The organism is Weissella diestrammenae, from assembly GCF_014397255.1.
In the GTDB taxonomy this organism is placed as follows: Bacteria; Bacillota; Bacilli; order Lactobacillales; family Lactobacillaceae; genus Weissella; species Weissella diestrammenae.
The window spans coordinates 314,288-328,628 of record NZ_CP060724.1; the positions used below are offsets into that span (position 1 = coordinate 314,288).

Here is a 14,341-nt window from a genome sequence, read left to right on the forward strand (position 1 = left end):
GTAGCAACCGGTTTTTTATCAATACCTTTAATAAGCTTCACCAACAATCACACCGTTGACATATCCAAATCCAACGTGCGTAAATGATGCGTTCATTTCCCAATTACGATGACCATTGGCGGCACCCACCATGTTCGTTTCGTTATACCATGCAGAAATAACAGATGAACCTGCTGACCAACCAATAGCAATCACTTCAGTACTAAGCCGGAAATGATCTGCTGGAATACCAGACGCAGCAACTAATGCAGCCCGCCCTTGAGCTTTGGCAGCTAAACTGGCATCCCAAGTTAATTGAGGCAAACCAGCATTTGCTCGCATAGCATTCAAAGCAGCCAAAGTTGAATCATTTGAATCAACGGCTGTTGAATTCGTACTAGCAGTCGCCGTTGTCTGTGCGGCAGCAGTATTTTGTGTCGTACTACTTTCCGTTCCGTCTGACAACTTCAACTGTGACCCAGTAACAATCAAACTATTTGTTCCCAACTTATTAAAACGTTGTAGATCAGTAACAGAAACACCAGTAACTTCTGAAATACTTGCTAAAGTATCACCAGATTGGACCGTATAGGTTGGTGTATTGGCTGCCTCATCTGCGACTTTCTTAGCGTCATCAACTGACGTATCGCGGAATGATTGTGCTTGATCGGCTGAGGCATGGCCTCCTAAAAATGGAACTGTTGCAGCTGCTGCTGCGATTGCTGTACCAAAAATTTTCTTTACATTCTTCATAATTTTTATTCTCACCTTTAACTGTGTTTATCAACGCAATTTTCCTACGTGAATTACTATAGATATAAATATACCAGAGGTAAGTAACAAAAATATTACAGTAGTTAAACAGTTCAGCCCTTTAACTTTACAAAATATTTAATATTTCCTTTGAATTTGTCAAATTTATCTCAAACTAGAATTTGGGCAAGCCAATAACCCAATACTAAAATTGGAATACCGCCAATAAATGCTAATCCTGTTTTTAATAAAACACCCATCCGTTGTGATTGCTCTAACAAACCATCTGCCAATTCGACAATCGGGGCAGAAAAAGTTGAAAACCCACCTAAAATCCCTGTCATCCAAAACAGACTACTCGCCTGATTAAGATGTAAGCCGAAGAGAAAGCCCATCAATAATGCCGCAAGGAGATTAATTAACATAACCATCCAATTGCGACCCTGACCAAAAATTTTTGGTGCCACTTCTAAGAGATAGAGTCGCGCAATCGACCCGATTCCAGCACCAATTCCAACCATCCAAATCATTTCACGCCACCTTTATCTCGAACGGCCCAGCGAGCCAAGTAAACCATAGTCACGCCACCGATAACACTAATTAGCCAATATGCAATCGCAATCATTAACGGGACCTTCACTATATCTAACATAGCGGTTGAATAGGTCGTATAAGCGCCTAGGACACCCACTAATAAAAAATCAGCAACCCATTGTGCAACATGCCAATATTTCGATAGGATTGTTACCAGTAAAACTGATAAGAATGTCCCGCTCAAATTAATGATAATCGTCCCCACTGGAAACTGTTGCGCGAATAACAATTCGATAGCTTGCCGACAACCACCACCGATAAACCCACCGATGCCAACAACCATACCACGTTTAATTATCTGCCAGTTCATCTCAAATTTCACACTTTCTACTTTTATACCGGTTTCAATAATATCCCCCGTTCACACAAGGCATGACTTACTTCTCACCGTCATTCTGTCTAACATTTCTGACTAGCTTTCAAGTGTTTTTCCCTAATTATTCATCATAATCGACCACTGTTTCTTGTTCGTGATCAACCTCAGGCTGAATTGTCACATGTGATACATGATATTTTTCCATAATCACACGTCGCATCTCATCACTACTTTTTTCTACTTCGGACAACAATTGATTTCGCATCGTGACATGGAATGATAGCATTGTATGTTCTTCATCAATTTGCCACGCATGAAAATGATGTGCGCCTAACACATAAGGGCAAGTGAGAATATCCGCTTTAATTTGTTCAAAATTCAAAATTGGATTCGCCTGCATTAAAATCTGTGTCGCATCTTTTAAAACCGGATAAGTAGCAAATATAATATAACCTGCAACAATTAAAGTCATTAATGGATCCAAGAAAATCCAATTGAAAAAGTAAATCATAATCGCTGCAAAGATGACGCCGACTGAAGAAAGCGCATCACCGAGGACATGCAACAATGCTGCCTTAGTATTTAAATTTGCTTTACCACCCATTAACATTAGACCGGTCACCACATTAGCCACCAAACCAATGATTGCAATAATCAACATCAACATCCCTTTAATTGGATGCGGTGCCATAAAGCCGCGCACTGATTCGATAAGCAACACAATTGAAATGACCATCAAAAAAATAGAATTAACGAATGCTGCAATAATTTGTGCGCGTCGATAACCAAAGGTATTACGTTCACTCGTCCTTTTTCCTGAAATAAGTTGTGCAATCCAAGCAATGATCAAAGACAAAACATCTGTGAAATTATGTACTGCATCTGAAATTAAAGCTAATGACCCAGAAATAATTCCCCCAAACAATTCAGCAACTGTAATGATGACGTTCATAACAGTTGCAATCAAAAAACGCTTATTTGTTGCATCTGGTATCTCGTGTTGGTGAGCCATTCCTTAATCCTCGTCTCTCTCAAACTTTATTATCAGTTTACCACATCATATGAATTGTTTTTCATTAATTAAATAAATAAAAAACGCCCACAGGCGTCATTTAACTATGCTGTAAATTTTGCTAAATAAGTCAGGACTGGCATGCCAACTAACAACCCTAAAATACCATCGACTACTAACTCAACAATCGCATTAAATCCAGCCAATGATGTAAATAGCCAAACAATTCCAACGTTATCAGGCAAACCAGTAAATGTTGTATGCATTAAACTAAATCCGACCCACGTAATAACCATCACAAAGAATGTATTTGTTAGCGCTGCCAAAGCTCCTAAGCCAAATAGACTAATCGCTTTGACTTTAAACGTGCGATTACGAATAAAGTTGGCATAGACGATTCCAACAATGACCCCGACCAAGATGCGTGGGACAATGGCTGTGATAGGGTTTCGAAACATCAACGCCCCAATGCTAACTGGCATTGTCCAGGCATTATACAAAGAATACAAGCCCATAATGAAACCAAGCATACCACCAACTTTTGGGCCAAGTGCCATCCCACCTAACGCTATCGTAAATGGAATAATCGTTACCTGTACAACCGGGTTAATTGGAATATATCCTAACCACGGTACGAAGCATTGTAATAATATCAGTGCAATAAACATAGCCGTTAAGACTAATTTTCTCGTTGCGTTTGTCTGTTGCATTTTCTGTTCCTCTCAATCGTTTAGCTGACCATTTATTATGATGCCTGATTTAATCCGTTACATAGCTACTAATTCGATGCCCTATTTTTTGTCTCGAATATCTGTTATCCAATCATGCATCCGTTGCATCGCTTCAGTGAGCACCTCATCATCAGCTGCATACGACACGCGGATATAATCTCGTGTGTGCTGTGAAAATGAGATACCGGGTGTGACACCCACACCACCTTCATTTGCCAATTGCCAAGCAAAATTTAAGCCATCCTCTCCGGCATTAAAATCAGCCGGAATCCTAGCAAAAATATAGAATGCACCTTGCGGGTCAACAATGTCAAAGCCCATCTCTGTCATCGCTGTCACAACAAAATCCCGACGTTGACGATAGATATGACGCATTGCAAGCGGCGCATCTTTTGCCAAAGTCAAAGCGGCTGTCGCACCATCTTGTGTTATTTTTGGCAAGGAAAAAGTAATCGTATCGTGTACTTTAGCTGCTTCAGTAATAAATGCTTTAGAGGCCATGATAAAGCCAATACGATATCCTGTCATAGCATGAGATTTTGATAATCCAGTTATTAAAATTGTCTGCTCTGGTAATAAGGTCACCATTGACACATGTGGCATATCATACGTCAATTCAGCGTAGATTTCATCCGAAATCACCCACAATTTATATTTTTTAAAAACCGCCGCCAAAGCCACCAATTCGTCTTTTGAATAAGTCACACCAGTTGGATTACTAGGATAATTAAAAAGGACGGCTTTAATTGGCTGACTGGTCGTTGACATCACGTGCTCAACCGCTTCCGGTGTCAGCTTAAAATGTGTCTGGCTCGTATCGACCTTATAAAGCTTGCCATGGATTAATTCAATGGCTGCAAAATAAGGTGGATATGCCGGTTCCGGAATAATAATACCATCGCCTAGATCAAGTAAAGTTTGAAACGTATCATAAATTGCTTCAGAAACCCCAGATGTAACAATTACATTGTCAACGCCTTCAAAATTCATATTGAACTTTTCATTATAATAGTTTACTGCTGCTTGGCGTAATTTTGGATCACCTTCGGCAACACTGTAGTGAGACTGATCATTTGTCACACTTTCAATAATTGCGCTTTTAACCACATCATCTACCGGAAAACCTGGTTCCCCAAAAGTTAGCCGTACAATATCCTTAATCCCTGAAATTCGTTTTTGAAAATTTGTCAAACCATCCATTGTCATTTCAGTCACACGCGTATTCAATGGTTGAATAAATGAATCTGTCATTTGATTGATTTCCCCTAACTTTTCTCACATATTTTTTTTATCTATATTAAAATAGAAGTAGATTAGTTGATACCTCGCGAACATATAAGAGACGTCAATTAATTATTATTTATTTCTAATGATTTTCATTATACAGTAGATACACTAAATCGTACTAATCGAGGGACATAAATGACTAACTTATTAAATCAGCCCATTCCAAGCGACACTCCGCTTTGGAGTTGGGAACCTGTAATGCAAAAAGAAATTGTCGAGTCTAACGAGGATCTCGTCCCGCTTAGCTTCCTACCAGAAAAAGTTCTCATTAAACCCGATTATTTTATTCAAGGCTTATCTGGCGCCCTGCCTGAATTGTACGCGCGACGTTCAGTACAACAGCGGTTATATGAGGCCACCAAGCTTTTACCCACCGGTTATAAATTTGTGGTCTTTGATGCTTGGCGTTCTGTGTCAACCCAAGCCGCATTATTTCATTCCCTTAATCGCAAACTAGCAATTGACCATCCTGACTGGTCTCTCAACAAATTACGTCAAGCCACACTCGAGACTGTTGCTTTACCATCACGCGATCAACACAAACCATCACCCCATAATACTGGCGGTGCCATCGATTTAACTATTGTCGATGCAACTGGACTTGTGTTAGATATGCAGTCACCATTTGATGACATCACATCTCATTCCAGTGCCGCCTTTTTAGAGCAGCGTACTGACTTATCCGCTATTGAAATACAAGCACGCGATAATCGCCGCTTATTATATAACATTATGACTACCGTTGGTTTTACCAATTTTTCAAATGAGTGGTGGCATTTCGATTACGGCAATCAAAACTGGGCTTTTTGTTCAGGTGAAGACTATGCTTTATATGGTGCAACAAAGCCTTGTTTCCAATGGGCAAATATATTAGATTAAATGAACAATATAAAAACCGAGCCATTCATGGCTCGGTTTTTTACTATATGGCTCAAACAACTATCTCTACCGATCGGTTCGATGTTTAATCTCCTGATAACGCTGGTACCATAAATTAACATAGGCATCTGAAAATGGGCCACGTTTGTTTTGTATCCAATCAACCAAAATTTTAACATGCTCAGTTAAAATAAAGTCTATATCATCCGGATAATGCCATTTTTCACTATGCATCTGATATTCATCAGCATCGAGTAACCGCTTTTCACCATCTGGATAAACCTTAACATCCAAATCATAATCAATATACTTCAATGCTTCTTTATCTAAAACAAACGGTGTCGCCAAATTACAGTAATATGACACCCCATTATCTCGAATCATCGCGACGATGTTAAACCAGTACTTTCGATGAAAAAAGACAATTGCAGGTTCACGGGTTACCCACCGACGGCCATCATCTTCAATGACAACCGTATGATCATTAATGCCTATAATTTCATTCTCACTCGTTTTCAAAACCATCGTCTCGCGCCAAGTTCGGTGAAGACTCCCATCGTGTTTGTAGCTTTTGATCGTTATATAGTCACCCTCGCGCGGTAAACGACTATCTTGCATAACTTTCCTTCTTTCGGGCATAGACCACGAACTTTTCTCTAAAAGTATACCATAATTTCCGCTTTCCGCGCTTCTCAAGTTGTTCAACACTAAAATTCCATTTACCGATGCTGATAATCCTTAAGCCACGAACTGACCTGATTTAAGTCAAATCCTTTGCGATACATGCCAGATTTAACCCGTCTTTCAAATTCCCAACCTTCAAGTTGATCATAACGTTGGACAATTTTTTCAGCTTCACGAGATAAATTTTCCCACATCTCATCATCATCAACAGGATTGTTCAATTGATATTGTGCGATTTCTTTTTCAATAATGGCTTGACTAAATCCTTGCTGATACAGCTTCTTCATTACTTTCTGACGAGCCATACTTGTCGATTCGCGATCATACTTATCAAATAGTTTCGTTACCAGGCGTGACACATGAGCGCGTTGACTTTCATCATCGTATTTAACTAAAGCATCTTCAATCATCAATGCGTCGATTCCCATCTGGCGTAACTTAAAATTTACACCTTGAGGCCCAAATTTACCTGATTGCATTTGTTCGTCAACGTATACTTCGGCGAAGTGCTGATCATCAATAATACTTAAATCAATTAATCGTGCAATCGCCTGATTAATGACAAAGTCAGGGAAATCTTTTTCGATTAATTTCAAACGCACTTGATAGGCTGAATGAATTGCCCCAGTAGCATAGACTAGCGCCGTTTGATAAGCTTTTTGTTCATATTCCGCTGCAATGATTTCTTCTCGCAACTCAGGAGATACCACCGTATCTTTAAATAATTGATATGATGTCAAAATCTTCTCATCAACAGCGAAGGCAAATTCATCATCCAAATAAATATTGTATCGTCCTGGTTTACGTGTTGATGTGACACGTGTCACTTTTGCCATCATTTCTACCTTTCAACTCGATCATTCGCTGTTACATAAAAATCAATCGTCACTGCACCATTGAAAGCTATATGTCAACATTTTGTATGTTACAACAAACAACTTTTCTTTGTGTTTTTCACCATAATAATCAGTCAACCTTCAGAACGAGAAGCCAATTACCTCAAGCCATCTATTGTGCCTAGTGGTTGTTTTGTGCTGATTCTAAAGCAACTGATGCTTCCGTCCAATGTTCTTCAACCACACCTAACTTTTGTTCAATTACTTGCAGTTGTTCATTAATTGTCTGAAGCTTGTCGAGGTTTGATCCAATTGACGGATCATTCAATTGCTGTGTTAATTCCAATTGTTGCGCTACCAAGTCATTCATTTCTTGTTCGGTTGCGTCAACAGCACGCTCTAATTGTCTCAGTTCACGTTGTTGTGCCTTGTTTGCTTGATAGCTAGTTTCTGCCAGTGGCCGAGATTTTTCTTGATTAACTTGTTCTTTTTGTTCATTAATTTGAGCAGTTTTTCCCAAATAGTAATCATAGTTACCATCAAAGAAAGTCACCCCATCAGCTGATAATTCAAGCACTTCCGTTGCTACTTCATTAATAAAATAACGATCATGTGATACAAAGAAAATTGTGCCGTTAAACTCATTTAATGCAGTTTCCAAAACCTCACGTGAATCAATGTCTAAATGGTTAGTCGGTTCATCCAGAATTAAAAAATTATCCTCATTCATTGACAAAACGGTTAATAATAACCTGGCTTTCTCACCACCAGATAATGCACTCACTTTTTTGTCGACATCCTCACCAGTAAACATGAATGAACCTAAAATACTACGCACATCTTTTTCAGGTAAACTCGCATGTAAATCCCAGACGGAATTCAACAGCGACTTTGTTGGATTCAATGTCGCTTGTTCCTGATCATAATAACCAATAGTTACATTAGCCCCGATTTTAAATGAGCCAGCAATAATTGGTAATTGCCCCAGCAATGTCTTAATCAGCGTTGATTTACCAACGCCATTCGGTCCAACCAGCGCGACAGCGTGTTGCTTTTTGACATCAAAATTAATATGTTGTGCCAAAGGTTGTTCTGCATCATAGCCCAAACTCACATCATGCGCTTGTAATACCTCATTACCTGATGATGTTTTGGCCTGAAACGTAATATGTGCAACGCCAGATTCATTGGTCGGTGCTGACAAAACAGTCATTTTTTCCAGTTGCTTACGCCGTGATTGCGCCCGTTTCGTTGTCGATGCTCGAACAATATTGCGATTAACAAAATCTTCAAGCTTGGCAATTTCAGTTTGCTGCTTATCAAATGCCTTTTGTTCCGCCAAGATTTTCGCCGTTTTTTGCTCAATATATCGGCTGTAGTTACCCATGTAATGATCCATCATCCCTGCATGAACTTCATAAATTTCATTAACTACACGATCCAAGAAATATCGATCATGCGAGACAATTAATAACGCACCTTGATAATTTTGTAAATATTTCTCTAGCCACGCCAACGTTTGCATATCTAAATGATTCGTTGGTTCGTCTAACACCAGTAAATCAGGTATTTCAAGCAGTTGTTTTGCAATGGCTAAACGAGTGCGCTGACCACCCGATAATGCCGACACTTTTTGGGCATAAAATGACTCATCAAAACCAAAACCATGTAACACACTTCGAATTGTGGCTTCATAACCATAACCATTCATCGCTTCAAAATCATGTTGAATTTGATCATATTGTGCTAAAAGGTCTTGATATCCTGCACTTTGATAGTCATTGGTTGCTGCAATTTTTGTCTCCAATTGGTGCATTTTCTTTTCAACGGCAATGACGGTTGAAAAACTCGCCAACATCTCCTGATAAACGCTCAGTTCAGAATCAAGGCCTGCATTCTGTGCCAAATAAGCCACTTTCAGCCCTTTTTTGACCGCAATCGTCCCTTCATCAGGCTGTGTTTCGCCGATAATCATCTTTAATAAAGTCGATTTACCAGCTCCGTTTCGGCCAACCAATCCAATCCGTGACTTGTCTTGAATTTGCAATGAAAAGTACTCAAAGAATGTCACCCCACTAAAGCGACGAGCCACATCATTGGCTTGTAAAATAATCATAACTTACTACCTCATATTGAAAATGCCGCACTAGGCGGCATTTTTTTAATTCTTAATATCATTGTCGATAAAATATAACAATGTCTGTAATTCATTCGTTAAATCAACATTCTGAACATGAATTGCACGTGAGACATTTAGGCGTAATGGCGTAAAATTCAAAATACCTTTAACGCCACTTTTTTCTAAACGTGCTGCAATATCTTGTGCAACATCAGCTGGCACAGTCATAATTGCCACGTCAATTCGTTGTTCTGCAATTTGTTCTTCGAGATCATCCATTGAAAAGACCGGAACCCCGTCTTGAATCGTATTGATTAAGTCTGGATTCACTTCAAAGACTGCAGAGATACGGGCGTTTGAAGTTTTTTGAAATTTAAAATTCAACAACGCATGACCTAAATTTCCAAGCCCAATTAATGCTGCCGAAGCCAAATTATCTTGATTTAATTCGCCAGCAAAAAATTCTAGCAATGCTTCAACATCGTAACCATAACCACGTTTACCTAATGCACCAAAGCAAGAAAAATCACGACGAATGGTAGCTGCATCAATTTTAACAATTTCTGCTAAGTCAACCGATGAAATTCGGTTAATACCGTCATCTAATAATAACTTTAAGTACCGATAATAGATCGGCAATCGTTTTGCCGTTGCCCGTGGAATCTTCTGATCTGCCATTTCTGTCTCACTTTATCTCTAATTTTCATTTGCTTTATTCTGCCATCATTTTAGCACAAGTCGAGAAGTTTGTGAAATATACAACATTTATTCCTTCAAGGCTTCTTGAATCTCATTCATTAAAATCATGGCTTGTATTGGCGTTAAATTAGCCAAATCAGCTGTTTGTAATCGTGTTAATGCTTCACTCATTGTTGGCGTCATCAATGCATTATCGAACAGCGTCAATTGTTGTTCTGAGCTATTTTCAGGTGATTCAAACGTCTGATTATTAGGTGCGATATGCGCTGATTCGGCTTCCAATTGCTTTAAAATTTTGGTTGCTCTTTGAATGACAAGTTCAGGTAATCCCGCTAATTTTGCCACATTAATTCCGTATGACTGGTCAGCTGGTCCAGGTAAAACCTTATGTGAAAAAATTAAGTTCCCAGCTTCTTCATGCGCGCCGACGTGCATATTAAATAATTGGGGTAATTCATCAGCTAACGTTGTTAGTTCATGATAATGCGTCGAAAATAACGTTTTAGCATGCACATGATCATGCACGTATTCAATAATTGCCTGTGCAAGTGCCATGCCATCAAAAGTTGCCGTTCCACGACCTAATTCGTCAAACAGAATCAATGAATGACTTGTTGCATCAGACAAAGCTGTATTGGCCTCTGCCATTTCAACCATAAATGTTGAGTTACCAGAAATCAAGTCGTCTGCCGCACCAATTCGTGTAAATATTTGATCAAAAATGGGCAAATTTGCAGACTCGGCCGGCACAAATGAGCCCACCTGTGCCAAAACAACCGTCAAGGCCAATTGCCGCATATAAGTTGATTTACCTGACATATTTGGCCCAGTAATTAGCATGACCGTTTGATCAACAGCCATCTCAATATTATTCGCAACGTAAGCTTGATGACCTAATACCTTTTCAACAACAGGATGTCGACCATTCACAATTTTCAATTCATGCCCAGTTGTTAGTTCCGGTCGAACAAAATGATATTTTTCTGCAACAGATGTGAATGCAAGCAAGACATCTAATTCAGATAAACTTTTTGCTAAGTTCTGGAGTCGTGTAATATTCACTTTAACTTGTTCACGAATCTCAGTAAACACTTGATACTCTAAAGCACTAGACTTTTCTTCAGCCTCTAAAATTTGCTGCTCATGTGTCTTGAGTTCAGGTGTAACAAAGCGTTCAGCGTTTACTAACGTTTGTTTGCGCGTGTATCGCGTGGCATCTAACTTATCAATATTTGCCTTGGTGACCTCTATATAATAGCCAAAAACCTTATTGTAACCAATTTTCAAACTATTAATTCCAGTCTCTTGCCGCTCTGTCGCTTCCATTTCAGCAAGCCATTGCTTCCCATTGCGCATCACATGTCGATAATCATCCAGTTGCTTATGATAGCCATCTTTAATAATGCCACCATCTTTAATCGAAATTGGTGGCTCATCTGTGATAGCTTGCGTAATAAGCGTTTCTAATTCTGTGACAGGATCAATGCGACTTTGCAATTCACCGATTACCGCACTATCTAAATCCGAGAGTAGCGCTACAATGTTTGGAATTTGACGTAATGAATTTCGAATTTGTAACAAGTCTCGTCCATTCGCTGTGCCATATGCAATGCGACCAACTAGCCGTTCTAAATCATAAACACCTTTTAATGCCGTTTGTAAATCATTACGAATCAAAAATTGTGTTTTAAATTGGTCAATTTTATCATATCGAGCCAAAATATCATCTTGATCAAGTAACGGTTGTTCAAGCCATTGTTTTAGCATTCTACCACCCATGGCAGTTTGCGTTTCATCTAATAACCATAATAATGTACCGCCACGCTGCTGCGTGCGTAAATTAACCGTTAACTCCAAATTAGCTCGTGAATTGCGATCTAATTTTAAAAATTGAGCAATTTCATAGTGCTTTGCGATTTGTAAATGATCCAATGATCTTTTTTGAGTTGTAAACAAATACGCCAACAATAATTTTGCAGCTGTTAGCGCGGCGGCTTGAAGCGCCTGAACCAAATATGAAATATCTGCACTTGGATCAATTTGGTCCTGCTCTGATATCATAACCCCTAAATTAGTGAGGTTCGCGATTAAGTCCGCCGGTAATGTGCCATTACTGACCACTTCTTTAGCTTCTAACCGCACGATTTCATTTATCACTGTGTTCATAGCAACCAACTGAGTTGCAGATAATTCTCCTGTTGATAAATCAGCATATGCCAATCCATAGCTGCCATTTTCAGCACCAATCACACTGACAAGGTAATTGTTTTCTTTAGCTGAATCGGCGCCAGTTTGCATCCGCGTACCAGGCGTGATAAGTTGAACAACTTCACGCTTGACCATTCCCTCAGCAGTCGCAGGATTTTCCATTTGTTCAACAACAGCGACTTTATAGCCTTTATCGACTAAAATGTCGATATAATTTTGCGCAGCATGATGTGGCACACCCGCCATTGGAATTGGCACATCTGAATTCTTATTTCTTTGCGTTAGCGTTAACTCCAAGAGTTGTGACCCTAAAACAGCATCATCATTGAAAAGTTCGTAAAAATCGCCAAGCCGATAAAACAAAAAAGCATCAGGATACTGTGCTTTTATCTGATTATATTGTTGCATCATTGGGGTTTCTTTTGGCTTGGCCATTTTTACCATCTCCTCATTTATCTATTACTCATCATCTGAAGTCTGCGCAAATAAGTCAGCTAGTCCTGACATTGGGGTATGCTTTTCTATTGGTTGATTCGCTTGTTGGGCATCAAATTCATCTTCGGCAATAACTTCCCAACCTTCGCCCGATGGCATTTTTGCAGCCGCTTCACCCTCGGCTAAGATTTGTAATGGTACTTGTAAAAAGATATATTCCATTACAACTTGTTTGAAATCTAACACATCATCTTCAACCAGGATAACCGAATCTTCAATTTCATAACGATCGGTATGATCAGCCGATTGAATATAGACTTCATCAATTTCAAAGTCCAATGGTAAATGGACAGGTTGTGCTGAGCGAGTTGATGGGGTCACAATTTCTCCCCGGACACTGGCATGAATAATAATATCTTCATTTTCTGCCCGTGCTGTACCAGTCACTTGCATCGGGGTTGCTGCCAAAATGACATCCCCAAAATCAGCTAATAATGCCTGTTCTAAATCAAGCGTTTCTGAAAATTCAAAAGGCTCATTTTTATATTTTAATAATTCACTCAAATACCACTTCATTTTTTTACCTCATAACATAAATGGAATGCGACCTGTGTCTTGACGTAATGCTTGCTTATCGGTTGTTGTTAGCCATTCATAAAGATGCCCTGCCCGATAATCCAATTTTAAAATAGTCTGCAGTTTTTTTTGATCAACATGATGAATCATTGGCAATTCAATTGTATCTCGCTGTTGTTTAAGATGCCGGCGACCTGTCTGATTGCTGCCCAAGACACGAATATACAGATGATTTTCAGCATATAGCATTTCATCCGTCGTAATATTCAAAAGTGTATATAAAAGACTTCTTTGTATCCGGCTCAAAGTGTAACGTTTTGATTTAAATTGTTTCAAAAACGTCGTCCAGGTCATCGTCGGATCCACCATCGCATGTTCAACCTGCATCTTCAAGCGATAAGCCAACCCATTGTTTAATTGATATAGACGTTCTAATTCATCAATCGGCGTTGTCACTACTTTATACTTTAATAGCGACCATAACTGGCTTTCGGGAGCAGCAATTTGCAGCCCGGCAGCAATCATTTTTTTCGTCGCTGTTGGCACGTGGACCTGTACTTGTTTGGTTTCTCCGTTCGTTAACGCCTGTCTAATTGCCGTTGCACTCGCAATCGCATCTGAACCAAGCTGCGTTTCGTGGTACGCCGCCGTCCGCCTTTGAATTGGTTGTATACGAATATCATTAACCAATCCTAGTGTGACAATTGCCATCGCATAACTGAGGGCCAATAAGTCATTGGGGTGATCAACTACTAACCCCGTTTCAGCTTTTAATATCGCACTATATGTTGACGCATACGTGTTTTGATAGTCATGAAAAACATCATTATCATGTGTTGCCTGTTGCGCAATCTTCGCTAATGCAATAAAGTCCCATTCTGCATGTTCTGCACCGCAAACAATCACGTCAACACCAACATTTGCTAAAATATTAACCGCCCCTTGGCAAAGATATGGCCAGGTTGAACAGCAAAAGCAAACGGCAATTCGATAACTAAATCGACCCCATTTAAGATTGCTGTTTCGGCACGTCGCCACTTATCAAAATTAGCCGGCATCCCACGTTGGACAAAATTACCACTCATAACAGCGATTGCCGTGTCAGCACCGGTTATTTTTTTTGCTTGTGCCAAATGGTAAGCGTGTCCATTGTGAAATGGATTATATTCTGTAATTAATCCAACAACCGTCATTGACACACCTCCCTTTTTAACACACACTTCTTAAGCTTGA

13 protein-coding genes and 1 pseudogene are annotated in these 14,341 nt (G+C 39.5%); 1 reads left to right on the plus strand and 13 read right to left on the minus strand.

Annotation, left to right across the window (positions count from 1 at the left end):
* Positions 1–27: 27 nt before the first annotated feature.
* The 6 genes from H9L19_RS01630 to H9L19_RS01655 all read right to left on the minus strand — a co-directional run bounded on the left by H9L19_RS01630 (position 28) and on the right by H9L19_RS01655 (position 4,636).
* Positions 28–732 carry a CAP domain-containing protein gene (locus H9L19_RS01630; RefSeq protein ID WP_187529435.1) on the minus strand — a complete coding sequence of 235 codons (705 nt, stop codon included), beginning with the start codon at positions 730–732 and terminating at the stop codon, positions 28–30.
* Positions 733–902: 170 nt separating this feature from the next.
* Positions 903–1,262, minus strand: coding sequence for a fluoride efflux transporter FluC (locus H9L19_RS01635; protein ID WP_187529436.1), 360 nt, complete (start codon positions 1,260–1,262; stop codon positions 903–905).
* A complete protein-coding gene (locus H9L19_RS01640) occupies positions 1,259–1,636 on the minus strand; it encodes a fluoride efflux transporter FluC (RefSeq protein ID WP_187529437.1) in 378 nt (125 codons plus the stop codon). The genes H9L19_RS01635 and H9L19_RS01640 overlap by 4 nt, the downstream gene beginning before the upstream one ends.
* 127 nt (positions 1,637–1,763) lie before the next feature.
* Positions 1,764–2,654: a cation diffusion facilitator family transporter gene (locus H9L19_RS01645; protein WP_187529438.1), complete on the minus strand. Its 891-nt coding sequence runs from the start codon at positions 2,652–2,654 to the stop codon at positions 1,764–1,766.
* A gap of 104 nt (positions 2,655–2,758) precedes the next feature.
* Positions 2,759–3,364 carry an ECF transporter S component gene (locus H9L19_RS01650; protein ID WP_187529439.1) on the minus strand — a complete coding sequence of 202 codons (606 nt, stop codon included), beginning with the start codon at positions 3,362–3,364 and terminating at the stop codon, positions 2,759–2,761.
* 81 nt (positions 3,365–3,445) lie between these two features.
* Positions 3,446–4,636, minus strand: a complete 1,191-nt coding sequence (locus tag H9L19_RS01655) for an aminotransferase class I/II-fold pyridoxal phosphate-dependent enzyme (protein WP_187529440.1) — start codon at positions 4,634–4,636, stop codon at positions 3,446–3,448.
* Positions 4,637–4,807: 171 nt separating this feature from the next.
* Here H9L19_RS01655 and H9L19_RS01660 point away from each other — a divergent pair, with 171 nt between their 5' ends.
* Positions 4,808–5,551 (plus strand): M15 family metallopeptidase, encoded by a 744-nt coding sequence (locus tag H9L19_RS01660; protein WP_187529441.1) that lies wholly within the window; start codon positions 4,808–4,810, stop codon positions 5,549–5,551.
* A 66-nt stretch (positions 5,552–5,617) separates the two neighbouring features.
* On the opposite strand, the gene H9L19_RS01665 is transcribed toward H9L19_RS01660, so the two are convergent.
* The 7 genes and pseudogenes from H9L19_RS01665 to H9L19_RS01695 all read right to left on the minus strand — a co-directional run bounded on the left by H9L19_RS01665 (position 5,618) and on the right by H9L19_RS01695 (position 14,301).
* Positions 5,618–6,169, minus strand: coding sequence for a DUF402 domain-containing protein (locus H9L19_RS01665; RefSeq protein WP_187529442.1), 552 nt, complete (start codon positions 6,167–6,169; stop codon positions 5,618–5,620).
* A 101-nt stretch (positions 6,170–6,270) separates the two neighbouring features.
* Positions 6,271–7,074 (minus strand): RecX family transcriptional regulator, encoded by an 804-nt coding sequence (locus H9L19_RS01670; RefSeq protein WP_243198195.1) that lies wholly within the window; start codon positions 7,072–7,074, stop codon positions 6,271–6,273.
* 178 nt (positions 7,075–7,252) lie between these two features.
* Positions 7,253–9,187 (minus strand): ABC-F family ATP-binding cassette domain-containing protein, encoded by a 1,935-nt coding sequence (locus H9L19_RS01675; protein WP_187529443.1) that lies wholly within the window; start codon positions 9,185–9,187, stop codon positions 7,253–7,255.
* Positions 9,188–9,232: 45 nt separating this feature from the next.
* Positions 9,233–9,868, minus strand: a complete 636-nt coding sequence (locus tag H9L19_RS01680; protein WP_187529444.1) for a redox-sensing transcriptional repressor Rex — start codon at positions 9,866–9,868, stop codon at positions 9,233–9,235.
* 87 nt (positions 9,869–9,955) lie between these two features.
* Positions 9,956–12,532, minus strand: coding sequence for a DNA mismatch repair protein MutS (gene mutS, locus H9L19_RS01685; RefSeq protein ID WP_187529445.1), 2,577 nt, complete (start codon positions 12,530–12,532; stop codon positions 9,956–9,958).
* A gap of 24 nt (positions 12,533–12,556) precedes the next feature.
* Entirely contained in the window at positions 12,557–13,108 is a 552-nt protein-coding gene (locus H9L19_RS01690; protein ID WP_187529446.1) for a YceD family protein, read from the minus strand.
* Between the two features lie 9 nt (positions 13,109–13,117).
* Positions 13,118–14,301: pseudogene (locus tag H9L19_RS01695) on the minus strand (nucleotidyltransferase).
* Positions 14,302–14,341 lie beyond the last annotated feature (40 nt).

Bases quoted from the DNA above. Each gene is read 5' to 3' on its own strand.
- H9L19_RS01630 (WP_187529435.1), bottom strand. From the start codon at position 732: ATGAAGAATGTAAAGAAAATTTTTGGTACAGCAATCGCAGCAGCAGCT.
- H9L19_RS01635 (WP_187529436.1), bottom strand. From the start codon at position 1,262: ATGATTTGGATGGTTGGAATTGGTGCTGGAATCGGGTCGATTGCGCGA.
- H9L19_RS01640 (WP_187529437.1), bottom strand. From the start codon at position 1,636: ATGAACTGGCAGATAATTAAACGTGGTATGGTTGTTGGCATCGGTGGG.
- H9L19_RS01645 (WP_187529438.1), bottom strand. From the start codon at position 2,654: ATGGCTCACCAACACGAGATACCAGATGCAACAAATAAGCGTTTTTTG.
- H9L19_RS01650 (WP_187529439.1), bottom strand. From the start codon at position 3,364: ATGCAACAGACAAACGCAACGAGAAAATTAGTCTTAACGGCTATGTTT.
- H9L19_RS01655 (WP_187529440.1), bottom strand. From the start codon at position 4,636: ATGACAGATTCATTTATTCAACCATTGAATACGCGTGTGACTGAAATG.
- H9L19_RS01660 (WP_187529441.1), top strand. From the start codon at position 4,808: ATGACTAACTTATTAAATCAGCCCATTCCAAGCGACACTCCGCTTTGG.
- H9L19_RS01665 (WP_187529442.1), bottom strand. From the start codon at position 6,169: ATGCAAGATAGTCGTTTACCGCGCGAGGGTGACTATATAACGATCAAA.
- H9L19_RS01670 (WP_243198195.1), bottom strand. From the start codon at position 7,074: ATGATGGCAAAAGTGACACGTGTCACATCAACACGTAAACCAGGACGA.
- H9L19_RS01675 (WP_187529443.1), bottom strand. From the start codon at position 9,187: ATGATTATTTTACAAGCCAATGATGTGGCTCGTCGCTTTAGTGGGGTG.
- H9L19_RS01680 (WP_187529444.1), bottom strand. From the start codon at position 9,868: ATGGCAGATCAGAAGATTCCACGGGCAACGGCAAAACGATTGCCGATC.
- mutS (WP_187529445.1), bottom strand. From the start codon at position 12,532: ATGGCCAAGCCAAAAGAAACCCCAATGATGCAACAATATAATCAGATA.
- H9L19_RS01690 (WP_187529446.1), bottom strand. From the start codon at position 13,108: ATGAAGTGGTATTTGAGTGAATTATTAAAATATAAAAATGAGCCTTTT.